Source organism: Peribacillus simplex (assembly GCF_001542915.1).
Lineage (GTDB): Bacteria > Bacillota > Bacilli > Bacillales > DSM-1321 > Peribacillus > Peribacillus simplex_B.
On record NZ_LNNH01000048.1, the window covers coordinates 22,496 to 48,096 of the forward strand.

Annotated in this window: 25 protein-coding genes; 1 reads left to right on the forward strand and 24 read right to left on the reverse strand. The window is 43.9% G+C overall.

All coding sequences use genetic code 11. The annotated features are described in order from the left end of the window. Positions 1-21: 21 nt before the first annotated feature. The 13 genes from yabN to glmU all read right to left on the reverse strand — a co-directional run bounded on the left by yabN (position 22) and on the right by glmU (position 16,007). On the reverse strand, positions 22-1,494 hold the full coding sequence (yabN, locus tag AS888_RS20885) for a bifunctional methyltransferase/pyrophosphohydrolase YabN (RefSeq protein ID WP_061144019.1): 1,473 nt from the start codon (positions 1,492-1,494) through the stop codon (positions 22-24). A 6-nt stretch (positions 1,495-1,500) separates the two neighbouring features. After that, a complete protein-coding gene (locus tag AS888_RS20890) occupies positions 1,501-3,108 on the reverse strand; it encodes a putative polysaccharide biosynthesis protein (protein WP_061144020.1) in 1,608 nt (535 codons plus the stop codon). Positions 3,109-3,308: 200 nt separating this feature from the next. After that, positions 3,309-3,845, reverse strand: a complete 537-nt coding sequence (gene spoVT, locus AS888_RS20895) for a stage V sporulation protein T (RefSeq protein ID WP_061144055.1) — start codon at positions 3,843-3,845, stop codon at positions 3,309-3,311. Between the two features lie 191 nt (positions 3,846-4,036). After that, complete coding sequence (mfd, locus tag AS888_RS20900; RefSeq protein ID WP_061144021.1) at positions 4,037-7,573, reverse strand: transcription-repair coupling factor; 3,537 nt, start codon at positions 7,571-7,573, stop codon at positions 4,037-4,039. A gap of 158 nt (positions 7,574-7,731) precedes the next feature. Beyond that, positions 7,732-7,962, reverse strand: coding sequence for an anti-sigma-F factor Fin family protein (locus AS888_RS20905; RefSeq protein WP_061144022.1), 231 nt, complete (start codon positions 7,960-7,962; stop codon positions 7,732-7,734). A gap of 104 nt (positions 7,963-8,066) precedes the next feature. Further along, on the reverse strand, positions 8,067-8,627 hold the full coding sequence (gene pth, locus AS888_RS20910) for an aminoacyl-tRNA hydrolase (RefSeq protein WP_061144023.1): 561 nt from the start codon (positions 8,625-8,627) through the stop codon (positions 8,067-8,069). 248 nt (positions 8,628-8,875) lie between these two features. Further along, entirely contained in the window at positions 8,876-9,514 is a 639-nt protein-coding gene (locus AS888_RS20915; protein ID WP_061144024.1) for a 50S ribosomal protein L25/general stress protein Ctc, read from the reverse strand. A 173-nt stretch (positions 9,515-9,687) separates the two neighbouring features. Then, on the reverse strand, positions 9,688-10,443 hold the full coding sequence (locus AS888_RS20920) for an ATP-binding cassette domain-containing protein (protein ID WP_061144025.1): 756 nt from the start codon (positions 10,441-10,443) through the stop codon (positions 9,688-9,690). Positions 10,444-10,453: 10 nt separating this feature from the next. Then, positions 10,454-11,233: an aliphatic sulfonate ABC transporter permease SsuC gene (gene ssuC, locus AS888_RS20925; protein ID WP_061144026.1), complete on the reverse strand. Its 780-nt coding sequence runs from the start codon at positions 11,231-11,233 to the stop codon at positions 10,454-10,456. Beyond that, positions 11,202-12,374: an FMNH2-dependent alkanesulfonate monooxygenase gene (gene ssuD, locus AS888_RS20930; RefSeq protein ID WP_061144027.1), complete on the reverse strand. Its 1,173-nt coding sequence runs from the start codon at positions 12,372-12,374 to the stop codon at positions 11,202-11,204. Before ssuD ends, ssuC begins: the two co-directional genes overlap by 32 nt. Beyond that, complete coding sequence (locus AS888_RS20935) at positions 12,371-13,360, reverse strand: sulfonate ABC transporter substrate-binding protein (RefSeq protein ID WP_061144028.1); 990 nt, start codon at positions 13,358-13,360, stop codon at positions 12,371-12,373. The genes ssuD and AS888_RS20935 overlap by 4 nt, the downstream gene beginning before the upstream one ends. Before the next feature lie 304 nt (positions 13,361-13,664). Then, the gene (locus AS888_RS20940; protein ID WP_061144029.1) at positions 13,665-14,618 is read right to left on the reverse strand and encodes a ribose-phosphate diphosphokinase; all 954 of its coding nucleotides are present in this window, start codon (positions 14,616-14,618) and stop codon (positions 13,665-13,667) included. A gap of 15 nt (positions 14,619-14,633) precedes the next feature. Then, complete coding sequence (glmU, locus tag AS888_RS20945; protein WP_061144030.1) at positions 14,634-16,007, reverse strand: bifunctional UDP-N-acetylglucosamine diphosphorylase/glucosamine-1-phosphate N-acetyltransferase GlmU; 1,374 nt, start codon at positions 16,005-16,007, stop codon at positions 14,634-14,636. Positions 16,008-16,217: 210 nt separating this feature from the next. Here glmU and AS888_RS26535 point away from each other — a divergent pair, with 210 nt between their 5' ends. Next, entirely contained in the window at positions 16,218-16,388 is a 171-nt protein-coding gene (locus AS888_RS26535; RefSeq protein WP_155645574.1) for a hypothetical protein, read from the forward strand. A 244-nt stretch (positions 16,389-16,632) separates the two neighbouring features. Here AS888_RS26535 and spoVG read toward each other — a convergent pair whose 3' ends face one another. The 11 genes from spoVG to AS888_RS21005 form a co-directional block, all read right to left on the reverse strand. Next, positions 16,633-16,929, reverse strand: a complete 297-nt coding sequence (gene spoVG, locus AS888_RS20955) for a septation regulator SpoVG (RefSeq protein WP_034316332.1) — start codon at positions 16,927-16,929, stop codon at positions 16,633-16,635. 190 nt (positions 16,930-17,119) lie between these two features. After that, positions 17,120-17,494, reverse strand: a complete 375-nt coding sequence (locus AS888_RS20960; RefSeq protein ID WP_061144032.1) for a RidA family protein — start codon at positions 17,492-17,494, stop codon at positions 17,120-17,122. 13 nt (positions 17,495-17,507) lie between these two features. Next, positions 17,508-18,332 carry a pur operon repressor gene (gene purR / locus AS888_RS20965; protein ID WP_061144033.1) on the reverse strand — a complete coding sequence of 275 codons (825 nt, stop codon included), beginning with the start codon at positions 18,330-18,332 and terminating at the stop codon, positions 17,508-17,510. 61 nt (positions 18,333-18,393) lie between these two features. Continuing rightward, positions 18,394-19,263: a 4-(cytidine 5'-diphospho)-2-C-methyl-D-erythritol kinase gene (ispE, locus tag AS888_RS20970; RefSeq protein WP_061144034.1), complete on the reverse strand. Its 870-nt coding sequence runs from the start codon at positions 19,261-19,263 to the stop codon at positions 18,394-18,396. Between the two features lie 310 nt (positions 19,264-19,573). Next, entirely contained in the window at positions 19,574-19,750 is a 177-nt protein-coding gene (locus tag AS888_RS20975; RefSeq protein WP_155645575.1) for a protein sspF, read from the reverse strand. Positions 19,751-19,889: 139 nt separating this feature from the next. Next, complete coding sequence (gene veg / locus AS888_RS20980) at positions 19,890-20,141, reverse strand: biofilm formation stimulator Veg (RefSeq protein ID WP_061144036.1); 252 nt, start codon at positions 20,139-20,141, stop codon at positions 19,890-19,892. Positions 20,142-20,455: 314 nt separating this feature from the next. Further along, complete coding sequence (yabG, locus tag AS888_RS20985) at positions 20,456-21,334, reverse strand: sporulation peptidase YabG (RefSeq protein ID WP_061144037.1); 879 nt, start codon at positions 21,332-21,334, stop codon at positions 20,456-20,458. A 196-nt stretch (positions 21,335-21,530) separates the two neighbouring features. After that, the gene (gene rsmA, locus AS888_RS20990; RefSeq protein ID WP_061144038.1) at positions 21,531-22,409 is read right to left on the reverse strand and encodes a 16S rRNA (adenine(1518)-N(6)/adenine(1519)-N(6))-dimethyltransferase RsmA; all 879 of its coding nucleotides are present in this window, start codon (positions 22,407-22,409) and stop codon (positions 21,531-21,533) included. Next, a complete protein-coding gene (gene rnmV, locus AS888_RS20995) occupies positions 22,402-22,965 on the reverse strand; it encodes a ribonuclease M5 (RefSeq protein WP_061144039.1) in 564 nt (187 codons plus the stop codon). The genes rsmA and rnmV overlap by 8 nt, the downstream gene beginning before the upstream one ends. Before the next feature lie 283 nt (positions 22,966-23,248). Next, the gene (locus tag AS888_RS21000; protein WP_061144040.1) at positions 23,249-24,442 is read right to left on the reverse strand and encodes a G5 and 3D domain-containing protein; all 1,194 of its coding nucleotides are present in this window, start codon (positions 24,440-24,442) and stop codon (positions 23,249-23,251) included. Positions 24,443-24,681: 239 nt separating this feature from the next. After that, positions 24,682-25,449, reverse strand: a complete 768-nt coding sequence (locus AS888_RS21005; protein ID WP_061144041.1) for a TatD family hydrolase — start codon at positions 25,447-25,449, stop codon at positions 24,682-24,684. Positions 25,450-25,601 lie beyond the last annotated feature (152 nt).

Consider the following 25,601-nt stretch of genomic DNA (forward strand, 5'->3'; position numbering starts at 1 on the left):
CATTCTTATTCTCCCCCTTGATTAAAGTCCTTTAGCCTTTGCCTCATCCCAGTATGAATCCAGCTCTTCCAAAGAATGATGCTCAAACTTTTTGCCTGTCTTTAGGATGCATTGTTCTATATATGTAAAACGCTGATGAAATTTCCGGTTCGCTTGGTAGACGGCTTCCTCCGCTTGTATGTCATAATAACGTGAAATGTTGACAAGCGCAAAAAAGAGGTCGCCCAGCTCCGATTGAATTCTTTCCACATCACAATCCGGAGATACCATTTCTTCTTCTAATTCATGCACTTCCTCTATAACCTTTTTCCATGCTTCGGAAACCTCGTCCCAATCAAAGCCAACCTTTGCAGCTCTTTTCTGATATTCTTCGGCGCGAAGTAAGTTGGGCAAGGATTTCTCGATTCCATCCAATATGGAAGGCTGGAGCGTTATTTCGCTGCCCTTCTCCTCCGCTTTGATTTTCTGCCAGTTCACCATTACGTCTTCCTCGTCATTCACTTCAACATCGCCGAATACGTGGGGATGGCGTCGAATCATTTTGGCCGTAATGCCCTCGATCACATCATCTATCGTGAACATGCCCTCATCTTCACCGATTTGCGAATGGAGCATCACTTGAAGCAAGACATCCCCAAGCTCGCCGACCATGCCCTCATCATCTTCTTCATCAATGGAATCAATAAGCTCGTATGCCTCTTCTATCAGGTATTTCTTCAAGCTTTCATGCGTTTGTTTCTTATCCCAAGGACAACCGTCAGGTCCCCTAAGCTGGGCAATGATTTGCCGCAGCTTGAAAAACTCGCGGTATTGCAGCGCTTCTTCTCTGACAGGAGGGACATATACACTCGTCAAGTTACTTAATTCCAACTGACGATCAAGCTCGAACAGAGCGCATTTTGTCACTTTTTCCTTGCTGCTGCCTGCCGCTGTTACGATGAAGACCTCATAGTCATCCGGGAGCTTCTCCATTAAAGTAAGCTTCACATTCGAAGCGCTGAATGCATCATACACCTGGCCGATTATCATATGCTGGGTGATATGCAGGTCATTGGCCGAAAGATCCGTCCCATCCAATAGCTGGAACCCCTCGATCGGATCGATGCGAACAGCTTGGAACAAGGGATCAAGGAAGCTTTGTCCACCTTCCAGCTTTATGTCCACTCCAAGCGCAGGCCCTTTTTCAAGCAAAAGCTGGACCGTTTTTTCCGCAACCATCGGATGACCCGGAACCGCATATAAAACGGACTGGTTCAAAGCCGCTTGTAATAATGTTTCGGCAATTTCTTCATATACCGCTTCAAATTGGTCGTGCTTTTCATATATCCAATCAAAAGCCGTGAAACGGATGCCCTCCGCTTTCAATTCCTCGATTACAGGATGATCGATCGTCCTTAAGAAGCATTGTTGGACTTGTGTCAATTTTTTATAAATCCCTAGCGGAAGCTGGTCCAAGTCCCCTGCACCAAGGCCGATTATCGTTATCTCATTCATGGATATTTACCCCCTACTCGTTTTTATGAATCGTTTTAGCTTCGATACTAAAGGTATAAGCGAAAGTTCTTCTTCCTCAAACAAACCTGCACGTATGGCGGTCCCAACAAAGACGGCTGCCCCGATCGCCACTCCGATCAGCGACTGGATCGTGGCAAGCAACCGGCCCTCTCCTGAGGACATCAAGTGAAACGAGGCATTATATAACAGAACCACCGCACTCATGAAGACCGCACTCTTTACGATGATGAATATGTATCTCTTCTCCATTAATGGCTTTTTGATATGCACCCTCAATACCGCATAAAATAATGCAGACATGATCATAAAGGCCAGTACCGTGGCCGAGGCCGCCCCGGCAATTTGGTAATGGGGCACTAAAACAAGGTTCAACGCCCACTTGCAGCACACCCCTATAATCGTAATGACGACCGGCACGACCGTATAACCGAGGCTTTGGATCACAGCTGCAGCGGTCATGATGAGGGAGGAGAATAATATCGATATTGAAAAAATGGCTAATGTAACCGTCCCTTTGTCATCCGTGAACAGCATATGATTGACCGGACTCATCATGACTGCCAGGCCGACCGCTGCCGCTAGTCCAAGCGAAGCACTTACCCGCAGCGCCAATTTGATTTTATTGAATAATTCTTGTTCATCACGCTTTTGGACAAATCCGGATATGACAGGTACAAGCGCCAATGCAAAAGAATTGGCCGCAACCGTCCCTAGCTGAAGCAAGGGCTGCCCACGGTCATAAACCCCTTTCCAGCCTTTGGCTTCATTTTCCCCCATTCCCGTTTCCCTTAATAAGGAATAGAGGTGCAGCGAGTCGACAAACTGAAACAAGATAAGGATCAGCCCCGTTATACAGAACGCCAGCCCTTGAAAGACCAAGGCTTTGGATATCTTGATGAAATTTGCCGGTTTAAGATCCATTCGTAAAAAAATCTGCCATTCTTCTTTCAGGATCACAAAAACCAGGAGCAAGGCAAGCCCCGTTATGCCGCCGGCGATAGACCCGAAGACAGCCCCCTTGCCGACCACATAATGTGAGTAGCCCTGGTGCACGAATAATGTGGAAAGCACCAATATCGTCAACACCCGGATAAATTGTTCAGCCACTTGCGAACTTGCCGTGGGAAACATGTCGTTCATCCCTTGGAAATAGCCCCTCAAAACGGACGATACCGGCATTAGTAAAAAGGAAAAGGCTATTATTTTCAGCAGGCTGCTTAATTTCGGGTCTTCCATCAAGCCGGCAACCCAATCGGCGCCGAGGAACAAGGCAGCAAACATCACGATTCCTATCGAGCTAAGGACAAGGAAGGAAGACACCAGTATGTCCTTGACTGCAAAATTATTTCTCGAAGACTCCCGTTCTGCAATCAGTTTGGATATGACGACAGGGAATCCAAGTGTCGATAACGTTAAAGCAACGCCGTAGAAGGGATATACCTGTTGATAGATATAAAACCCGATGTCACCGGCAATATTTTGATACGGTATGCGGTAGGCCGCGCTCAAAACTTTTACGATGATTGCCGCTGCGCTAAGAATCAACGCACCCCGAAAAAGCTCATTTGAAGTTTTATAAGGCTTTTCAGCCATTCTCTTTCCCCTTTTCACTCATATGTGGTAGTTATTATAGCATAATTTTAGAGGTTATTTTTCATTCGGACCGATCCTGTAAACGTTTTTCCATTCCCCGTGGCCCTTCTCCTAGATTACATTCCGCCTTCATGAAAAGCAAAAAGGACAGCGATAGCTGCCCTTTATTGCATCTTAAAAATATGATGGCATGTCCAAGCTTACTGTTCCATTTGTCTGGCTAGGAAACTTGCTGCTGTTTCGACAGATTTCTGTTCCACTTCACCGATTGTGCCTTCTTTTGAAAAAATCAGGACTGCACCGATCGGGTCGCCGCTCGCAATGATTGGAGCTGCTGTATACGATTGGACCTCTTCATCATTTGAATCGACGAAGGAAATTTGCCCGTTCGGCGATTCCAAGACTGGATTTCTTTCTTCCATGATCTTTTCGACTAGTTCACTAACACTTTTATTTAAGTATTCTTTTTTGGAGCCGCCTGCGACTGCAATGTAAGTATCCCGATCACATATCATAACTGGGTTTCCAAGGCTATCATAAAGGGCTTCTGCATACTCCCTTGCAAAATCGCCTAGTTCACTAATGGGAGAGTATTTCTTTAAGATTACTTCACCATCTCTGTCGACAAAGATTTCCAATGGATCCCCTTCACGAATACGAAGGGTCCTTCGAATTTCCTTCGGGATGACGACTCTTCCTAAATCATCAATTCGGCGAACGATACCAGTTGCTTTCATCAAATGTTGCCTCACTTTCATCTAATTGATTTGATAAATCCTCTTTTTGTAACATAATCATCACCAGCTATTGTACATAGTATTTTTCTAATGGTAAGTTCTATGCACTTTGAAAAAATTTTTCTTTTTCATGCATTTTATTACCATGGTATCTTAAAAACGTTTTCTGATAAGAGGACCATCAATCACGATTAGTTTTTGGTTGCTTGTGTCTCTTTTTTAACAAACTGTAAACCCTTGGTCATCTCAAATAGGATATTGAGCCATTTGCTTTGCTCGACGCCTTTTATATGCAAGACTAGCTTCATTCGGTTGCCATCCATGCCGAAGCCGACCATCCGGCCATATTTCGAGCCGAGTTCAAACACTTTTTGACCATCCACGTCGCTGCTTACCTTTTCCCTAAGAAGAATGCTGATTTCCTGCTTCAATTGTTTAATGCTCTCGATACCGGCATTTTCAGCATATACCTTCATTTCGGCAATCTGGAACAGATAGGCGACTTCCTGAGGATACTCTCCAAACCGATCGAGCATTTCATCTTGCAGCTCTTCGACTTCTTCAAGAGAGGCGATCCCTCTGAACCTTTTATACATTTCAATTTTCTGATGCCCATCCATTATATAAGCATCAGGGATATACGCATCTAATTCAATGTCGATCTCAAGGGTATTCTTCACTTCGGCAGGCTGGTCATTGCGTTTCGCATCTACCGCCTCTTTAAGCATTTGGGAGTACAAGTCGAAGCCGACGGAATCGATGAACCCATGCTGTTGGGCCCCAAGAATGTTTCCTGCTCCCCTGATCGATAAATCACGCATCGCAATTTTGAACCCTGACCCCAATTCGGTGAATTCCTTAATGGATTGAAGCCTTTTTTCTGCCACTTCGGTCAAGACCTTATCTTTCCTATAAGTGAAGAATGCATAAGCCACCCGGTTGGAACGCCCTACACGACCGCGGAGTTGATAGAGCTGGGAAAGTCCCATGCGATCCGCTTCATTCACGATTAAAGTATTGACATTCGGGATATCTACACCCGTTTCGATAATGGTCGTGCTTACCAGCACATCATACTCGCCTTCTAAAAAGCCGAACATGACAGCTTCCAGTTCTTGTTCGGTCATTTGCCCGTGAGCGAAGGTGACTCGGGCGTCAGGTACCAACATGGAAATTTCTTCTGCTTTTCTTGCTATATCTTCTACCCGGTTGTATAGGAAATAAACCTGTCCGCCTCTGGCCAACTCCCTTTCTATCGCTTCCGTCACCAACGAGCCATTATACTCCATAACATACGTTTGGATCGGGAAACGATTCTCAGGCGGTGTTTCGATGACGGATAAATCCCTCACACCGAGCATAGACATGTGAAGGGTCCTCGGAATAGGGGTTGCGGTCAGTGTCAGTACGTCGACATTGGTTTTTAGCCGCTTGATCTTTTCCTTATGCGTGACCCCGAAGCGCTGCTCTTCATCAATGATGAGCAAGCCCAAGTCACGATAGACGATATCCTTGGATAAAATCCTGTGCGTCCCTACGACTATATCCACCGTTCCAGCCTTCAAACCCTTAATCGTTTCCGTTTGCTGTTTTTTCGTCCGGAAACGGCTCATATGACCAATTGAAATGGGATAATCTTGAAAACGCTCCCTCAGAGTTTCATAATGCTGCTGGGCGAGGATGGTTGTCGGGACAAGAAAGGCAACTTGCTTCCCATCCATAATCGCTTTGAAGGCAGCACGAATTGCCACCTCCGTCTTCCCATAACCGACATCCCCGCATAGTAAACGATCCATCGGCCTTTCTCGTTCCATATCTTTTTTGATTTCGACAATCGAACGCAGTTGATCTTCCGTTTCGTTATAGGCGAATGAGGTTTCGAATTCCCTCTGCATATCGCCATCAGGAGAAAATGCGTAGCCTTTTGCCGCCTCCCGTTCCGCGTATAGCTTGATCAAATCATCGGCAATATTCTCCACGGATGATTGAACCTTGCTTTTGACGCGCTTCCATTCCGTTCCGCCAAGCTTATAGAGCTTCGGTTCCTTCCCTTCGGAACCGACATATTTTTGGACAAGGTCGATTTGGTCAACAGGAACATACAATTTGTCATCAGCTTGATAACGAATATGTAAGTAATCTTTATGAACGCCGTTTATGGTGAGCGTTTCAATTCCTAAATACTTACCGATACCATGGTTGACATGGACGACATAGTCACCGATTTTCAGTTCGGAATAACTTTTGATTCGCTCTGCATTCGATAGTTTCTGTCTTCGTATCGATTTCTTGGACTTCTTATTAAATAACTCCGTTTCCGTGATGATGCTGAATTTCTGCATAGGCAATTCAAATCCGCTATTAAGACTGCCTCTTAAAATCTGCACTTTACCAGGAAGGATGCTGTTCGCATCAAAAAGCTCGGCGGCCTCTATATCATAATCGGCTAACACCGCATGCAGCTTTTTAACCCGCTCGTCATCCTGCCCCAGTATGACGATTGTATATTTCCCCTTTTTCCACCGCTCCAGTTCAGATTTGAACACATTCATCTGTCCGTGGAAATTCTGCATTTGCTTACTGGCAAAATTCAGGATATTCTGAGGATTCGTATGCGGTACATGCCGTAAAAACAAGGAAAGGTATACAAACGGCCTGCTGGATTTCATGATCAATTCCTGCATAGGATGCGCCAATTTCACGTCATGGATGATCTGCCCCTGGCTTAAAAGGTCCGTGTACCAGCCCGCCTCTTCTTTTTCCAGGGAATCATTGATTTCCTGGATTCTACTTATTTCATCCAAGAAAACTAACCCATTTACAGGTAAATAATCTATTAAACTAGCTGGATCTTCATAAGCCAAGCTTAAGTATTTAAATATCTGGTCGGGTTTATTTCCCATTTTTAGCTGTTCAAGCTCATAGCCAATCGTTTGAACCAGCTGTTCCTTCGCTTTCTCGTCTTTAAGCTTCTTCAAGCTTTTACTTAAACCGCTTTCAAGCTTTGTGATGATTCTATCAATATGCTCCGGCTCGAGCAACGCTTCGCTTACCGGTCCGATCATCACCTTGTTGAGTTTTTCGATGGAGCGCTGATCTTCACTTGAAAATGTCCTGATCGAATCTATTTCCGTATCGAACAATTCAATACGGATCGGATTAGGCTCCGTGATTGGATAAATATCGATTATACCGCCGCGAATGCTGAATTCACCGGGGGACGCCACCATTTCAGACCGGTTATACCCCATGGATATAAAGTTATTCAACGTTGGTTCGAGATCGATGTCTTCACCAAGCTTAAACGTAAGCTGATGCCGCTTCCAAATATCCTTTGAAGGAAGCACTCGGCGAACCCCTGGAATGGGCGCGATGACGATCCCTTTCCTTCCTTCAGCCCAAAAATTCAATGCCTCCACACGCTGGGCCCTTAATTCCGGGCTGGCTACACTCAAATCAGCAGCAATCAATTCATTGGCAGGATATATATATAATTCTTCCTCGGGAATGAAACTTGATAAGTCCTCATGGAATTTTTGAGCTTGCAATAAATTATGGGTGACCAATAAAATCGGCCTATTCGTCTTTTCATATACTGAAGCCAGCAATAGCGATCTCGATGATCCTGTCAAACCAGAAACGATTTGTTCTTTAAGCCCTTCATCGATACCCGCTATTAACGAATGAACATCATCTTGTTTGGAGAACAAGTTTTGTAATCCATTCATTTTCTTTCCCCCCTCTCTATAACTTGCGAAAACCAAATGAAATCTTTTATTAAAACTTGGCCCCATCGACCAAGCGGGTTTTTGTTGTATATTTTACGAGTTGCAGCAATTTGGACAAACGGAAAAATGCTTTGGATTTTGTCCAAAGCCCTCTTCCGCTAATGAATAATATAATCGTTTTCATATAATTCAGGGTATCTTTGCAGCGACTCATGACAATCTTCACATATTGCCTTTACATGCATATCTCCCTCGGAATCATAAACGATCATCTCTTGTCGCTCTTCATCAGTAAGTTGATTAAAACCTAACTGCTCCGTGCTCAGTGAGTATGCCTCGATTGAGCCCAGCTTAGTTCCGCAATGTCGGCATCGATAATGGAGAGCCATTTCGTAACCCCCTATTTTGTAATAGTGTTAGTATGTACAAAAACAGAGGGATTTTATTCAGCGAAACAGGAAGATATTATTCTTTACTTATATCTACTCATAGCTTATTGATTATATTCATTCATGACCTGTATAAATGGTTTTTCCAACCAGGCTTCACAGGAAGCTGCACTTTTTTCGATTGTCGCCCCTACATGATCCCATTCTTCAGGCGTAAACCGCCCTAAAACGTAATCTGATACCGGGATGCGGCCAATCGGGCGCCCTATCCCGATTCTGATCCGATTGAATTCCTGTGTGCCCATATGAGCGATTGAGGATTTAATTCCATTATGACCGCCTGCACTTCCTTTTTGGCGAAGACGAAGCTTCCCCGGAGGCAAATCGAGGTCATCATAGATAATGACCACATCCTCGACATCCACCTTAAAGAAATGCATGACTGCCGATATGGACTCTCCTGATAAATTCATGTATGTCAAAGGCTTAAGCAATAATACTTTTTCTCCTTTAACCATGCCTACACCATAGATCCCCTTATGTTTTGCCTGATCGAGCGGAATCGACCACTTACTGGATAACTCATCTATTACTTCAAAACCGACGTTATGCCGGGTTTTTTCATATTGTTTACCTGGGTTTCCTAACCCTACAATAATTTTCATGATTCACACTCCGTCGTTACGGTTATTTATGGAGTTACATTGGGACGAAGTTTCCCAAGGGTCATTGACCTTAGAAAAATAGTACCCTAATTTCAAGCTGGCTTGCAAGCGACGGGAGAACTAATTAGAAAAAATTCTATTTATAGGGATTAATTGCCATCCACATCTCTGTACCCAAAGCTTGAAAAGACGTAACTCCAGTAAGAGCTACGCCTATTATATCACGATTCAATTGTTTAATCTCGGCATCATGACTCTGAAGAGGGCTTGGTTTCCCTTCCTTCTTCATTTTCCGGGATCCCTCCATCTTGCTGTTCACCTGTATTGATTTCCTCTTCCTGACGAGGGGCCAAAACGGATGCCACCACTTCTTCACCATCGTTATCGATCGTAACATGCTGCTTCGATTGGATATCGCCTATGTAGATTGTATCGCCTACCTGAAGCTCCGTAACATCGACGTCGATGGCCTCAGGAATGTCATTCGGCTTGGCCGTAACCGTCACTTCATGAAGGGATTGCTGAAGGACCCCGCCATCTTTCACGCCTTTAGAAGTACCCACGATGTTAATGCGGACTTGGGCCTGCAATTGAGCGGACATATCGACGATTAAAAAATCCGCATGATAGATGAAGTTCTTTATCGGGTCTTTTTGGTAGTCAGAGAGCATGACCTTGTAACTCTTTCCTTCCAGGTCCAAGGAAATGATACCATTGCGGCCTATTTCCTTAATTGTCTTCTGAAGCTCACCGTTATTGACCGAAATGGCCGTACTGCCGTTTTGATTGCCATATACGACGGCCGGAATTTCTCCGCTTTCGCGCAAATTTCTTAAATTCGAATGTTTTAAATTTGTACGTTCTTTTGCAGCTAATAAGTTACTCATACATCCTCCGCCTTCCTATATTATAATTATAAGTTTCTCTATATTTAACATTTCCCTAAATCGGCACGCATTAAACATGAAAGGTAAAAACCGGAAGACTTCAGTGGAGGTATGGACATACTGGTAATAAAGGATTCGACTTAAAAAATCACCATTAAACTTTTTCTCGGCATCTATGCGTGTATCGCCTTGCTCTCCATTGCTCCGTCAACCTGCATGACCCTGTTTAAGATTTGGGAAGCTAAGGATACATATTGGATATTATCCTTTTGCCTTGGTCTCGGAAGATTGATTTCCTTGTTCATGACGACTTTGCCTTCCTCGATCAATAGGACCCGATCAGCCAAGGTAACCGCCTCTTCGACATCATGTGTAACGAGCAAGGCAGTAAAGTCCCTTTTCCGCCACAGCTCTTCGATCAAACGCTGCATTTCGACCCTTGTCAAGGCATCCAATGCCCCTAATGGCTCATCAAGGAGCAGAATGTCAGGTTGATTCACCAATGCCCTCGCTAAGGCTACCCTTTGTTTTTGTCCTCCTGATAAAACGGAGGGCCAATCATGTGCACGGTCGGCAAGGCCCACCTGCTCCAGCAACTCCATGGCATTTCGCTTCCAATCGCCATTTAAACCTATCCCAACGTTTTGAAGGATTTTTTTCCAAGGAAATAGCCGCCCATCCTGAAACATCGTGCGTGATGATTTATTCAATCCGTTCAGGGACTTTCCATTCACAAAAATCTTGCCGCCAGTCGGTTCATCCAGACCTGCGACAAGACGAAGCAAGGTACTCTTGCCACATCCGCTCTTACCGACGACAGCTACGAACTCCCCTTTTTTAAAAGAAAGGTCCACCCCCTTTAGCACTTCATGATCACCAAAACGCTTTGCTACGTCCTGCAACTCCAACGAATTTACATTCTTCATCATAAAGGCCTCCTCATTGGTATGATGGATGCCACTTCAAGCATCTTTTTTCGACCATTTTGGCAAACACATCCGATATTTTCCCCAGTAAAGCATATAAGAGAATGCTCAGCACGACGACGTCCATCCTCATGAATTCCCGTGCATTCATCGCCATATAGCCAATCCCTGAATTGGCGGATATCGTTTCTGCGACAATCAACGTCACCCACATGATTCCAAGCGAGAAGCGGATACCTACCAAAATGGAGGGAAGGGCTGCCGGAAGAATCACATTCCAGAATAGAGAAAATCCATGAAGCCCATAAACCCTCGCTGCCTCAATCAAATCTTTATCCACCGACTTCACGCCATGAAAGGTGTTTAAATAGATAGGGAAAAGGACCCCTAAGGCTACAAGAAAGATTTTGGCCTCTTCTTCTATCCCGAACCAAAGAATCACGAGCGGTATTAAAGCTAAATGCGGTATGTTGCGCAACATCTGCAAGGACGTGTCGAATAATGTTTCCGCAATGTTGGATATCCCATTTAACAACCCTAGGGCAAAACCAATGATCCCGCCTATTAAAAAGCCGATGAAAGCCCGCTTTGCACTGATGCCGATATATTCCGCAAGATCTCCCGTTTCCAATAAAGCGGCACCTGCTTGAAGCACCTCTGTCGGGGCAGGCAATATTCGCTCCGACAGAATTCCCCACAAGGACAGCAGCTGCCAGATCACCAATAGGAGAAGGGGGACGAGCCATGAGATGAAATGTGATTTATTGAACGTTTTGTTTAACTTTGCTTGCATCTTCACTTTCACTTCCTTTTGTAGGGTAGTGGTCATTTGCCAGTATTTCCCCGAATGGGCTCGTCGCCTTTGAAACGGGTGCTTGCTGTTGTTCAATCGGAAGCAAAGGGAATAATAATTCCGCCACACGGTACGCTTCTTCCAGGTGGGGGTAACCGGATAAAATAAAGGATTCTATCCCGATTTCTTCATATTCCTTCATTCGGGCGGCAACATTCGCCGCACTTCCGACTAGTGCCGTCCCAGCCCCGCCGCGCACAAGGCCGACGCCTGCCCATAAGTTAGGGCTGATTTCCAGCGAATCCCTGCTTCCATTATGAAGTTGTGACATCCTTTTCTGTCCCACTGAATCGAAACGCCCGAATATTTTTTGTGAATTTTCAATCATTTCATCATCGACGTATTGGATGAGTTCTTCCGCCGCCTGCCAAGCTTCCGCTTCCGTTTCCCTTACGATGACATGCATCCTTATGCCGAATTTGACCTCGCGTCCATACTCTGCTGCCTTCTTACGAACCTTCTCGATTTTCTCCGCTACTTGCCCTGGTGGCTCACCCCACGTCAAGTACACGTCAATATGCTTTCCGGCTATATCGATGGCCGGCTCCGACGAACCGCCGAAATAGAGTGGAGGATACGGCTTTTGTACAGGTGGCAACAGGATATTTCCACCTTTAACTTTCAAGTGCTCGCCTTCAAAATCCACTTTTCCGCCATCCAAAGCCTCTCTCCAGATATCCAGGAATTCATCCGTCTGCCCATAGCGTTCTTTATGATCAAGAAAGACGCCGTCGCCCGCCAATTCGACTGGGTCCCCGCCGGTGACTACATTGATCAAGAGCCTGCCGTCCGATAGCCTATCGAAGCTTGAAGCCATCCGGGCAGCCAAGGTCGGTGACATTAACCCCGGACGTATCGCCACTAAAAATTTCATCCTTTCGGTTGCTAAAATCAATGAAGAACCCACTACCCATGCATCCTCACATGAACGGCCCGTCGGCAGCAAAGCTCCTTCAAAACCTAAATGGTCGACCGCCTGTGCGATTTGCTTTAAATACGGAAGTGTAATCGCCCTCCCGCCCTTTGTCGTTCCTAAATAGCGACTTTCCCCATGTGATGGCAAAAACCAAAAAACTTTCATTTTCCATTTCCCCCTTCATTATTTTTTATGGATGCATCCAACACGTTAATTTTGCTTGGAATTAATTTAAGATTGTAAAATGTATCGGCTATTTTTTGCTGATCATCCAAAACGGAATCGGAAATATCCTCAAGACCGTATTTCTTTCTTTTTAATGTTTTTTCTAATACTTCAACACTCATTCCTATTTCCGGTGATAAAAACTCGGCGACATCGCTTGGGTTTTCTTCTATCCATTTATCCACCTGTATCAGTTCTTCTTTTATGATGTTCAAAGCCTCTTCATTCCCGGCAAAGGTATCGGTAGCCAAGAAGAATTCCCGATTCGAAACAAGCCCTTCTCCATTCTGGATCGTTTTCGTTTTCAGTTCCAATTCCGCTGCCGATAAGAAAGGGTCCCATATTACCCATGCATCAATTTGGTTCCCTTCAAAGGCCGCCCTTGCATCAGCCGGCGGTAAGTAGACAGGTTTAATATCATCCAATGTAAGGCCCGCCTCCTCCAAAGCCTTGACCAAAAGGTAGTGCACATTGGAGCCTTTATTCAAGCCGACCTTCTTGCCTTTCAATTCCTTCACACTTTTAATGGGGGAATCCTTTTGTACGACAATAGCCTCCCCAGCAGGATTTGCCGGCTGATTGGCAACATAGACAAGCGGAGCATTGGCTGCCTGGGCAAAAATCGGCGGCGCTTCCCCTGTGTGCCCAAAGTCAATGCTGCCGACATTCAAGGCTTCAAGCAGCTGAGGGCCTGCGGGGAATTCTGTCCAATCGACGGTATAACCCGCATCTTTTAAACGTCTTTCCAGATCTCCCTTCGATTTTAAAATATTTAATGTCCCGAATTTTTGATAACCGATTTGAATGGTTTTAGCCGATTCTTTTGCATCGTTACGTTTGGAGCTGGTTTTCTCCTGTCCGCATCCACCTATGATCAGCAAGAAGACGCAAAGAATGGCCAGCAGCCATATTTGCTTTTTTTTCATACTCTGCACACCCTTCCCCCACTTTTTATATAAAATAAAAAGCTCCTTTTCTTCACCATGGGATAAGGCACAGAAAAATGCCTCATGATTCAATGGTAAGTAAAAGGAGCCTTCGGTAGCCCGATCGGCGTACTTTCGTTATATTCCATCCCCTTTAAATGGATGGAAATTGTATGTTCATTCTATTACTACTATTCACACCTGTCAACTAAGAATTAGGTAATTCCCCATGTTGGTTCCATTAACCTAAAACATGGTGAGCCTAAGGGCCCACCATGTTTTTTAGTATGCGTATTTATTTTCATCAATCGAATAATGTGCTGACTGATTGTTCCTCGTGAACACGAATGATGGCCTCGGCAATCAAAGGTGCTACGGAAAGTCCGACTATCTTATCGATTTTCTTATCTTCAGACAGGACGATTGAGTTGGTCACGACCAATTCCTTGATCGTTGAATTTTGAATCCTTTCGATGGCAGGACCTGAAAGGACCGGGTGAGTACAACAAGCATAAACCTCTTTAGCGCCATTTTCCACAAGTGCATTTGCAGCCAGTGTAATCGTGCCTGCCGTGTCGATGATGTCATCGATCAGGATTGCTGTTTTCCCTTCAATATTACCAATGATGTTCATGACTTCCGCCACGTTCGGTCTTGGACGGCGCTTATCGATAATGGCAATAGGCGCTTTTAGGCGATCTGCCATTTTACGGGCGCGCGTAACACCGCCATGATCAGGAGAAACGATGACAATATCACTTAGATCTTTTTCTTTGAAGTGATCCGCTAAAATCGGAACGGCAACAAGGTGATCGATTAAAATATCGAAGAAACCTTGGATTTGCGGCGCGTGAAGATCCAGGGTGATGACACGATGGGCACCAGCCGTTTCCAAAAGGTTCGCCACAAGTTTGGCAGTAATCGGTTCACGTGCGCGTGCTTTACGGTCTTGCCGTGCATAACCATAGTATGGCATAACAATATTGATCGTCTTAGCTGAAGCACGTTTAAGAGCATCGATCATAATTAAAAGTTCCATTAAATTTTCATTAACTGGTTGACTTGTTGATTGAATCACATATACGTCACAGCCACGAATGCTTTCTTCAATATTAATCTGAACTTCACCGTCACTGAAACTGGTTACGCTACATTTTCCAAGTTCAACACCGATTGCAGCTGCAATTTCTTGAGCTAAATCAAAGTTTGAATTCAACGAGAATACTTTTAAATTAGGATCTAAATACTGATTTGACATGATGACCTCCGTCGGTTATTTATTGAATTTTAAATTCTTCACATAATCTTCTTTGTTGACTTGACGAGCCCGGGCAACTGACAAGGCTTCCTGCGGTACATCTTGCGTAATGGTTGACCCTGCAGCCACATATGCCCCTTCTCCAATTGTCACAGGTGCAACAAGATTAGAGTTGCAGCCTATGAAGACGTTGTCCTCAATCTTCGTCAAATGTTTATTTTTGCCGTCGTAGTTCACGGTAATAGATCCGCAGCCGATATTAACATTCTCTCCAACCTCTGCATCACCGATATAACTCAAATGCGAGGCTTTGCTTCCATTGCCGAAAACGGCCTTTTTAATTTCGACAAAATTTCCGATTTTAACGGAATCGTGAATATCCGAATGAGGTCTAACATGAGCGAAAGGCCCGATTTTAACGGCACTTCCGATTCTGCTTTCATGCACGACCGATTGAAAGATCTCCGTTCCATCACCAATTTCACAATCACTGATTTCCGTATTCGGACCGATCAAGCAATCTTGGCCAATCACACTGTTTCCCTTGATGCATGATCCAGGGTTAATGACCGTATCCTGTCCGATTTGCACATTAGCTTCAATGAAAGTCGTCAATGGGTCGATGATCGTTACACCATTTCGCATATGCGATTCATTGATGCGTTTCCGTAAAATCTGCTCGGCCTGCGATAAAGCCACACGGTCATTTACCCCTAATGTCTCCTCGAAATCGCTGGATTGGAATGCCGTCACTGTTTCGCCTTCTTGTTTTAAAATTTCAATAACATCCGGCAGGTAATATTCGCCCTGGACATTTTCATTTGAAACCTTTTTCAATGCGCTAAACAATGCTTGGTTGTCGAAGCAATATGTACCGGTATTTATTTCCTTAACATATCTTTCTTCATCAGAGGCATCCTTATGCTCGACGATTTTTTCTACAAGTCCGCCTTCACCGCGAAGGACCCTTCCGTAGCCAGTCGGATTATCTGCATATGCCGTTAAGATTGTTGCTTTCGCCTGACTCCGCTCATGCAATGCTATGAGCTCTTCCATCGTTTCTGCTTTGATCAAGGGCGTATCACCGCAAATTACAAGGGTCGTTCCGCTTTTACCGGATAAAACGCTCTCCGCTTGCATGACGGCATGTGCCGTACCTAATTGCTGGTCTTGCAGGGCATACTTGCATGAATCGCCAAGCTGATCTTGAACTTTTTCAGCTCCATGGCCGATGACTGTTACAATATCCTCTATTTGAAGTTGATTGACATGATCGATAACATGTTGTACCATTGGTTTCCCGCAAACAGGGTGCAAAACCTTATAAAGCTTAGATTTCATCCTTGTACCTTGCCCAGCGGCCAAAATTATTGCATAGCGATTACTCATAACAGGCCTCCATTTTCACCTTTTTATCCACTAAAAATATTATCTCAAATAGTGATTCATTTCAAGGCAACAATTAAAAGTACATATTATTGTCAACCGCTTGAAACAGAAAACATTCGATTTCCGATAACCGAATAGCTTTTCGATATTCGGTTTAGCAGCCTTGAAATCTTTGAAAAAAGGTTAAATTTCTGTCGGACGCACATTTTCATGACCAAAATCATGCAGAAACCGAGCCTTCCCCTCCCGGAAAGCCCTTCCCAACCCATTATTGCCAAAAATGGCCCGTTCGCCATCATGCCCTATAAGGGCATCTTAAAGCGGCACCGCATCTTCAGTCATCCACATGACGATATGAGGTTGCTCGGCTCATTTTTATGAAAGGGATAGGCCCTATCCCCAATAAAATGGCATCATTAAAAAGGTTTGAAAAATAAAAAGATTGGGTAAATGAATGCTGAAGAACCACCGCAAATATTTCCAAACAAATCCAATCAACACAGAACTTTGCGGACGAATGGATGGTTCTGGATTTCCCGCTTTGGAATAAACTAAAAAAGAGCACTACTTATGAAGTAGGCTCTAGATGCACGAGTTTACATTTCAATGTTAAAAGTAAGGTTGATTAAGAAGCCCCAGCTCCAGCTTCCTCTAGTTCAGTTTCAAGTTCTCCCAATCGATGATATTCTGTCAAGACAGCTTCTTGAATTTTACCGCGTGTCGAGGAATTGATTGGATGAGCGATATCCCGGAATTCTCCATCAGGAGTTCGTTTACTTGGCATTGCTACAAATAAACCATTGTTTCCGTCGATTACACGAATATCATGAACCACAAATTCATTATCCAATGTAATTGATGCGATAGCTCTCATACGACCATCCGTATTCACACGGCGTAATCTTACGTCAGTTACTTCCATTTAAGCTCACCATCCCTTTTTGTTGTTGTTAAAACTTAAAGTACATATTCAACAAAAAAACGTGAACTCCTTCTATTATCTGTAAGTTTTTTAGAAAATTCAGCCTAGTTTTCAAAAATAATAGAAACTTCCCTGATATTACAGGAAAAATACCCATTACGTATGCCCCTTAAAAGCAAAAAAACGCCCGTTATTTAACGAGCGCAACCACTTCTATCTCCACCAGTGCATCTTTAGGGAGGCGTGCAACCTCTACACAAGAACGGGCAGGTTTGTGACTTGAAAAATATTCTCCGTATACTTCATTGATCGAACCGAAATCGTCCATGCTTTTAATGAATACAGTGGCCTTGATGACCGTTTCCAAGGATGCCCCCGCTTCTTTCAACACGGCTTGAAGGTTTTTGAACACTTGATGAGTTTGTTCCTTGACATCACCCGTCACCATTTCACCAGTAGCAGTAAGCGGAATTTGCCCTGAACTGAAAAATAACTTATCGACGATCACGCCCTGTGAATATGGGCCGATCGCTGCCGGTGCTTCATTCGTATGTATCGTTTTCATGAAATGATTCCCCCTATCCCTTTTTAGAAAAATAATTTCCACGGCTGACATTGATTTTTTTGTCTCTTTCTACTACCTGTGTCAACTTGATTAAGGATACATAATCCTCGACAAGGCATTCCTCGGTATGCTCCGATTCAACCAGCACGGCAATTCCGGCCACTGTTGCTTTGAATTCATCCAATAAACTGACCATACCATTAATGGTGCCTCCAGCCTTCATGAAATCATCCACAATCAATACATTCGAACCCTCAACCAAACTTCGTTTCGAAAGTACCATCGTCTGAATTCTCTTCGAAGAGCCTGAAACATAATTGATGCTCACTGTAGAACCTTCCGTCACTTTATTGTTCCTTCTAACGATGACGACCGGCACGTTCAAATAATTTGCCACGGCATAGGCTAATGATATCCCTTTGGTTGCCATGGTCATGATGACCGAAACATTTTTCCTGGCATACATGGAAGCGATGATCCTGCCAACCTTATTCACGGTTTGCGGATGCCCTAATATATCTGTCATATACAGATAGCCGCCGGGAAGAAGCCTTTCAGGGCTGGCAATCGTTTCGCATAATTCGTCAATGAAGGCATTTGCTTCGCCTTCCTTGATGGATACGATATATTTCACGCCGCCTGCCGCACCCGGAACGGTCGTTAAAGATCCGATCCCACGCTGTTCAAAGGTATCCTTGATGATTGTTAAATCTTCACTGATCGAGGATTTTGCCGAACTATACCTTTCAGCAAAATAAGTCAGCGAGACAAGTTCTCCTGGATGTTCTAATAAATAATTGGTCATATCGACCAGCCTCTCGCTGCGACGAAATTTCATTGAGACACCCCCTTTGTGAATTCCGAATATTATATAGCAACTATACCACTAATGTACGTTTCTATTCAAGATTGTTTCGATCGCCCAATAAACGGACCGCATAGACTTGATCACAGAATCCCCGCAGGCCGTTATATATTCTTTGCATGCGCGAGTCATGTTCCACCAAACCAAAAACGGTAGGGCCGCTTCCGCTCATCAAGACCGAATCTGCTCCGAATGTTTTCATTTGATCTTTAATATTTGCAACTTCCGGATATAACTGCAATGTCACTTGCTCGAGAACATTGCCCAACCCATCGCATACATCCTGATAACTGTTTGCTTTGATCGCCGAGATCATTCCAGGCACATCCGGATGATCCATTTTTGAAATTTGGAGCCTTTTGTATATATCAGCCGTGGAAACGCCAATTGTCGGCTTGGCTAAAATGACCCAGCATTTCGGCGGTGCCGGCAGATGCGTGATTTTTTCCCCGCGCCCTCTGGCCAGAGCCGTTCCCCCATAGACACAAAAGGATACATCAGAGCCAATTTCCGCTCCTATTTCCGCAAGCTCGTCCATGGATAGCCCAAGCTTCCACAGTCTATTTAAGCCTCTCAGGGTAGCTGCGGCATCACTGCTTCCCCCGGCAAGTCCAGCTGCTACAGGAATATTTTTCTCTATAGTTATAGAAACACCTTTATTGATTCCAAAACGTTCCTTTAGAATAAATGCGGCTTGGTAAGCTAAATTCCGATGATCATCCGGAACGAATCGATTATGGGATAGAATCTGTATATGGTTTCCCTTTATTTCCTTCAGTTCAATTCTATCGGCAAGGTCGACTGTCGTCATGATCATTTCCACCTCATGATACCCGTCAGGCCGTTTGAAAAGCACATCCAAAGCCAAGTTAATCTTAGCCGGGGCTTTTTCCATAAGCTTCAATATGTCCACCTACTTTAACGTTCTTAAAAGTTCTTGTCCTATTCTATCATATTTGTTTATATTCTAAAGGTTTTTTCATCGTAATTTCAATGTATTGAAGCGAAGATCGACCTTCAGAGGCGAATGGACACATGCAGTAGGCATATGGGCGAGCAGCTTCTCCCTGCTTACAATATTCATACAGCCCTTACGATACATAAAAAACCGGACTCCTTATCTACAATGTAAGCAAAAATGAATCGTGCTATACATTGTAACGGGAGCCCGGCTTCTTTAAAGGGTGACAGCATGTTGCAATTTAGTGTTCAATTTATTCTTTGTTCACCAATTGACGTTGTGCTTTTTCGATAGCAAGCTTCACCATGTTCCCTGCGTCCTTGGCCCGGATTCCTCCCCAGCCTTCTTTCTGGACCACATCGTAAAATCCAAGTTCTTTTGCCAATTCTTCTTTAAGACCATCTGACATAATCCCTTTTCTCCTGCTCAAGCGAAACGACCCCTTTCACATGCTGTCACATGCCTAGTGTTTGCATCATACGTTATTTCATTACACCTTTTATGAAAATCGATTGTCCTTCCAGGCCAAAACAAAAAGCAGCAAACTCATGTTCGCTGCTTCGTCTAAGTTACATCTCTTGTTGTTTGTTTAAAAATGTTAGTTCTACGGTTTCCGTTAAAACATCCGCATAGCTGTAAGATACTCTTTCAAACGCATTTTCATCTTGGTCGAGCTCAATTACAAAAACAGCCGGATAAGTTTCCGCCAAAATTCCAAAACGTTCTACAGTCTTTCTTCTTCCACCATTTGCTTTTAAGAGCAATCTTTTGCCTAGGTTTGAATCAAGTGCAGTTTTAATATCAGCTAGAGTTTTTGGCATTTTCGGTCCACCTCACTAAGTTAAGTATATCACAATTTACATATATACGCAAACAAAATAATAAATTATATCAGCACTTAAAAATGTAGTCAATATATTTTTACCTGAAATTCGGCAAAATCCTGAACAATTTTATTATATCCTGGGAAATGAAAAATTATGTAAACGAACTATCACCTTATTCAATCAGCCGAATTTTCGTAATTATAACCGTATATTTTGTCGACCTATCGCTAAATCACCGATTCCAAAGGAGGATATCCGAATCCTGATACGATGAAAGCAAGCTGCATTCTTTTAAAAATGCAGCTCGCTCATTCTTCCTGAAATGGCTTGAAAGGCAGTCCGGTCCGTAACACCCCTCTTGTCTCTACCCCGCCTAAGCCTTTCTCGCCCGTTAACGTATTCCTTAGTACATCCCATACATGAATATTCTCGGTAAAAGGAGAGAAGCTCACCTTTCCGACAATATACACAGGATCAAGAGCATGAATGTTAACACGCGATGGAGAGCTTGCAAAATTCGCCCCAGCTTGGATGAGTGATTCAAAATGAGATTGACACGCCCCGGCAAATATAATCAGCTGGTCTAAATGTGAAACCTTCCTTCTTGCTTCCCTAACTGTCTGGACAAAGTCCTTTGAGTGACGGTATGCATTGATATCGGACATCGGCCCTTTTGATTTTGAATAGGCGTCATGCCCGGTGACAACAAGGATATCCGGCCTGTAATGGTCCAGCAATCCCCCGATCCTTTGGGGCATTTCCTTTTCATTGCAATAAACGCCATTGACCGGGATACCGAATTTTTGATATAGATCGAGGCATTTCCTTAAGTAAGAAGCATCTCCATCAACATGGAGGACCCTGCCTGGTATTTGAAAGTATTCACCGCTATAGCGATAGCCATTACTGGACTGATAGCCGTTTTTTTGCTGCTGCAGCTCAAGATCTTGTGTTAATAAACGGTAAGATTGCTCTTGAAGTGCCTCATTCGACCTTTGTCGATCATTTCTTTCATGATCATTAATGATCATTAAATCTTGAAAAGGTGCATCTGCGATCAGCCGGATATCTTCCCCATAAAGGACTGCTTCCCGTCTTCCGGCAATCTCACGAATATCGATTACCCGGAACAGCACGTCGCATTTATAGGAAACCCGACCGACAATATCGTTAATTTGAATATTCATGGCCCCACCCCATGAGAAGACTTATTTTCAGCCCGCCCTAGTTTATTTTCATTCTTAAGTTATGCAAGCCAATCTTGAATGGTGAAAGTTGGGGATTGACCATCTTCATAGTCAGGTTTTTCATATCGCGCGGGCCACCGGTCAAAACAAAAAAACCGGAAGCTGGGAGTGACCCCATTCCGGTTTTCCAATATCCTTATTTGAAGTTTGGCAATAGTGCATCGCTCAAGCGGCCAAATTCTTCTATGCTCAATGTTTCACCACGTCTGGTCGGATCGACTTCCGCTGCTTCTAGAGCAGCAAGTATGAGTTCCTTTTTCGCTTTTCCATCTTGCAGCTGGCTCGTTAAGTTGTTTAAAATCGTTTTCCGGCGCTGTGCGAAGCTGGCCCTCGTGACAATGAAGAAGAAATCCTCATCAAGAACCTCAACGATCGGCTGAACTCGCTTAGTAAGACGAATGACAGCTGAATCGACATTAGGCTGAGGCATGAATACCGTTTTGGGAACGATCATCACGGTCTCCGCTTCCGTATAATATTGAATCGCAATCGATAAGGAACCGTATTCCTTTGTACCAGGTTTAGCGGCAATTCGATCAGCCACTTCCTTTTGCAGCATGCACACGATACCCCTGATCGGAAGATTCTCGGACAATAGCTTTAAAATGATTGGCGTCGTCACATAGTACGGCAAATTGGCCACAACCATCAAATCCGAGAAGCCAGCGAATTCTTCCTCAATGACCTTCTTCACGTCTGCCTTTAAAACATCTCCGTGAATGATGTTCACATTGTCATAAGGAGAAAGTGTATCAGATAAGATTGGCAGCAAACGCTGATCGATCTCGAATGCCGTAACCTTTTTACTGCTTTTCGCAAGTTGTTCCGTCAAAGCGCCGATTCCCGGGCCGATCTCAATGGCACCGCTTTCCTCTGTCAAATTGGCATGATCGACGATGCGCTTCAAGATATTCGTATCGATTAAAAAGTTTTGGCCTAAACTCTTTTTAAAGGAGAATCCGTACTTTTTCAATATATCCTTGGTCCTGACGGGTGTTGCTATATCCTTATTCATGGTTTTCCTCCTGATTGATCTGTACCATTGCTTCAGCAAAAGCCTCGGTTGATATTTGGAACATTTTCAGTCGCTTATATAGCTGCTTTCCATTCGTGAATCCGATTTTCAAGATGGTTCCAAGTCTTTCCCTTCGTTCCTTGGCGCCGGAACCTCCTATTAAACCTGCATCTATCAAATCCTGCTGTGAAATTTCTTCCGAAGCCTCTTCATCCATTAATTGTGCATCTTTCAAAGCATGACGGATCGCCTCAGGCGATGCATGCTCCACGCCTATTCCCCTGCCTGACTTAGGGAGGGCCTCCTTCTTCGTTAAAAAGGCATGTTTACACCCTTTTACCTGTTCCGAAATGATATTCCTGATTTTTTGACCAGGAAAATCAGGATCTGTGAAAATGATCGCACCTCGCGTCTTTTGTGCAAGCCTGACCTGCTCAATACACGCTTCATCCACAGCCGAGCCGTTCGTTTCTATTGTATCGGCATTAACGGCCCTTTTTATCGCTACCGTATCGTCCTTACCTTCTACAACAATGATTTCTTTAATTTTTTTCATGTTATCCTTATCCTCCATACAGAAAAGCGCATGCGCTTTGGATCGCTATCGATACATGCATCTGGGCCACCTGTGATGCCTCCCCATTTGCAGAAGAAATTTTACGGAACAATGACAATGATTCCAGCCAGCATCATTTATGAAATAAACACACATATTACATCTTAAGCAATTTTTGCTACGTCTATCTTATTAAAACAGTTTTACATGAGGTTTTTCAACAAATGGAAAATAAAACGTCAAAAAACAGGAGACGAATTCATCTCCTGCGAGAGAAACCTTATTAGTCCAATACGCGAATCTTAACTTGCTTTACACCCCAACGGTAGGCGTCATTTTTTGAAGAAAAGAAAACGTCGATCTTATTCCCCTTGATAGCTCCGCCTTTGTCAGCAGCCACTGCATAGCCATAGCCCTCTACATAGACTTTCGACCCTAAGGGGATTACGCTTGGATCGACAGCAATGATTTTCGCACCGGGATTACTCTTGAGATTCACGCCTGTGGACGTGACACCTGAACAACCCTTGCAACTGGCTGTATAAGCGGTTGATGAAACGTATATTTCTTTCCCATTGGGCGAACTGACGTTGGTTACGCCGCGTGATGCTTGGGCAACTGTCGTTTTCGTTCCGACCGTTACAACCTTATCCTGCTTTTTATTCACGACTTTTTCTGAAAGTAATTCTCTTTTGACCTCTTTGCCATTTTCTTTAATGACTTCAAATTTCTTGGAAATGAGTCCGTCTTTTCCCTCTTTGACAATTTTCTCTTTCCCTTTTGATAAGGAGTCATCTTTTTTCGTAATGACAGCAAAGTCAACTGGTTCTTCCACTACATCGGTGACTTTTTCAATTCGAATTACGTTTACCGTATTCTTAGCTTCAACTTTCTCGGCTAGTTCTGGCTCAACTCGATCCAAATCATTGAGTTTTACTCCTTGTTGCTTTAAAAAGTCAGCGACAGTAGTCGAAGTTGACCATACCTTTTTTTCATCACCGCCCACCACTAACTTCAGTGCAAAGGCTTTGTCTATGGCAACTTCCATATTCCCTTTTAGCTTCGTACCTTTTGAGGGCGTGATCTTATCCTGGTCCTTCACATCCAAATCTTGTTCTTTCAAGAACTCGTCTACCGTATCAGCGGTTGACCAAACTTCCTCGGTTTCACCATCCTGGTTCATGACGATTTTTTGCGCCGGCTTGTAGACAACCTCTAAATTGTCGCCCACCTTGCTGTCCCTTGATGGGTGGACATAGTCCGCGGCTTGAACGGTAATCTCCAAATCTTTCAAAATATCATTGACAGTAGATGCGTGTGTCCGCACTACCTCTTTTTTTCCGTCTAGCATGATCGTGACTGTATGCTTTGTTCCTTGATGGATTAGTAATCCCAATGCTGCGGAAACAAGAATTGCACTGCATATGGCCATTGCCATTCTCTTCTTCCCAAGCTGTTTGGGGATAAGGCTTTTCATAGTATTTAATAGAATGAAAAACTCCTCCTTCCTCCCGGTGATTATATAGACTTAGTTATCAAGCTGTCAACCCATTCACTTCTCATTCAGGAAATTACTACCTATTATGCATAGTCCGGAATCAAAAGGAAAGGGCGACTTCTCGACATAATAAGCCCATTGTGGGAGTGAGATTTGTTGAAATCTCGAAAATCGCGATTTTCGCTAGCGAACCCCGATGGAAATTGTCAAAAATACTGTCAGTTAATGCCGAATAATTTCTTGGCATTTTCCGTCGTTGCCTTGGAAACTTCCTCTATCGTTAGCTGTTTGATTTCCGCAATCTGCTCGGCGACCAGCTTCACATAAGAGGGTTCATTACGTTTTCCCCTAAAAGGGTGAGGTGCCAGATAGGGACAATCCGTTTCAACCAACAAACGGTCCAAAGGCACGGCAGCTGCTACCTCTTTTGGTTTTTTGGCATTTTTAAAGGTCACGGGGCCGCCCAACGAAATATAGAAATTCATCTCTATGCATTCCAACGCCGTTTCAGCGCTCCCGCTAAAGCAATGCATGATGCCGCCCACACTGGAGGCCTCTTCTTCCTTCAAGATGTTCACGATATCCGCCGTCGCTTCGCGATTATGAATGATGATGGGCAGCCCCACTTTTTTCGCCAACCGGATTTGCTTCCTGAATACCTCTTTTTGTACATCCTTAGGCGATTTATCCCAATGGTAATCAAGCCCCATTTCTCCAATTGCCACTACCTTTGGATGACTGGATAGCTCCTCGATCCATTGTAAGTCGTCTTCGGTCATATCTATGGCATCCACAGGGTGCCATCCGACTGCGGCATACATGAAATCGTAAGCTTCCACCAATTCCATCGCCCTTTTGATGGTTGGCCTGTCAAAGCCAACCACGACCATATGATTCACTCCAGCTTCCTTGGCTCTTTCAATGACTTCTTCGAGATCCTCGTTGAATTGTTCCGCATTTACATGAACGTGTGTATCAAATAACATTTTTACTCTTCCTTTCTAGCACTATTTTATTTAAGAATGAATGTATTATGTTTCACAATTAGATAACAAAAAGATTACAACGGGTACATGCAGGCCTATTTACTTTTTCCAAAACCATAAAGAAAAAAACATAAAAATGTTTCATATGAAAC

Excerpts from the sequence above, each read along its gene's own strand:
- yabN (WP_061144019.1), bottom strand. The coding sequence starts at position 1,494 with ATGAATGAGATAACGATAATCGGCCTTGGTGCAGGGGACTTGGACCAG.
- AS888_RS20890 (WP_061144020.1), bottom strand. The coding sequence starts at position 3,108 with ATGGCTGAAAAGCCTTATAAAACTTCAAATGAGCTTTTTCGGGGTGCG.
- spoVT (WP_061144055.1), bottom strand. The coding sequence starts at position 3,845 with ATGAAAGCAACTGGTATCGTTCGCCGAATTGATGATTTAGGAAGAGTC.
- mfd (WP_061144021.1), bottom strand. The coding sequence starts at position 7,573 with ATGAATGGATTACAAAACTTGTTCTCCAAACAAGATGATGTTCATTCG.
- AS888_RS20905 (WP_061144022.1), bottom strand. The coding sequence starts at position 7,962 with ATGGCTCTCCATTATCGATGCCGACATTGCGGAACTAAGCTGGGCTCA.
- pth (WP_061144023.1), bottom strand. The coding sequence starts at position 8,627 with ATGAAAATTATTGTAGGGTTAGGAAACCCAGGTAAACAATATGAAAAA.
- AS888_RS20915 (WP_061144024.1), bottom strand. The coding sequence starts at position 9,514 with ATGAGTAACTTATTAGCTGCAAAAGAACGTACAAATTTAAAACATTCG.
- AS888_RS20920 (WP_061144025.1), bottom strand. The coding sequence starts at position 10,443 with ATGATGAAGAATGTAAATTCGTTGGAGTTGCAGGACGTAGCAAAGCGT.
- ssuC (WP_061144026.1), bottom strand. The coding sequence starts at position 11,233 with ATGCAAGCAAAGTTAAACAAAACGTTCAATAAATCACATTTCATCTCA.
- ssuD (WP_061144027.1), bottom strand. The coding sequence starts at position 12,374 with ATGAAAGTTTTTTGGTTTTTGCCATCACATGGGGAAAGTCGCTATTTA.
- AS888_RS20935 (WP_061144028.1), bottom strand. The coding sequence starts at position 13,360 with ATGAAAAAAAAGCAAATATGGCTGCTGGCCATTCTTTGCGTCTTCTTG.
- AS888_RS20940 (WP_061144029.1), bottom strand. The coding sequence starts at position 14,618 with ATGTCAAATCAGTATTTAGATCCTAATTTAAAAGTATTCTCGTTGAAT.
- glmU (WP_061144030.1), bottom strand. The coding sequence starts at position 16,007 with ATGAGTAATCGCTATGCAATAATTTTGGCCGCTGGGCAAGGTACAAGG.
- AS888_RS26535 (WP_155645574.1), top strand. The coding sequence starts at position 16,218 with ATGACCAAAATCATGCAGAAACCGAGCCTTCCCCTCCCGGAAAGCCCT.
- spoVG (WP_034316332.1), bottom strand. The coding sequence starts at position 16,929 with ATGGAAGTAACTGACGTAAGATTACGCCGTGTGAATACGGATGGTCGT.
- AS888_RS20960 (WP_061144032.1), bottom strand. The coding sequence starts at position 17,494 with ATGAAAACGATACATACGAATGAAGCACCGGCAGCGATCGGCCCATAT.
- purR (WP_061144033.1), bottom strand. The coding sequence starts at position 18,332 with ATGAAATTTCGTCGCAGCGAGAGGCTGGTCGATATGACCAATTATTTA.
- veg (WP_061144036.1), bottom strand. The coding sequence starts at position 20,141 with ATGCCAAAAACTCTAGCTGATATTAAAACTGCACTTGATTCAAACCTA.
- yabG (WP_061144037.1), bottom strand. The coding sequence starts at position 21,334 with ATGAATATTCAAATTAACGATATTGTCGGTCGGGTTTCCTATAAATGC.
- rsmA (WP_061144038.1), bottom strand. The coding sequence starts at position 22,409 with ATGAATAAGGATATAGCAACACCCGTCAGGACCAAGGATATATTGAAA.
- rnmV (WP_061144039.1), bottom strand. The coding sequence starts at position 22,965 with ATGAAAAAAATTAAAGAAATCATTGTTGTAGAAGGTAAGGACGATACG.
- AS888_RS21000 (WP_061144040.1), bottom strand. The coding sequence starts at position 24,442 with ATGAAAAGCCTTATCCCCAAACAGCTTGGGAAGAAGAGAATGGCAATG.
- AS888_RS21005 (WP_061144041.1), bottom strand. The coding sequence starts at position 25,449 with ATGTTATTTGATACACACGTTCATGTAAATGCGGAACAATTCAACGAG.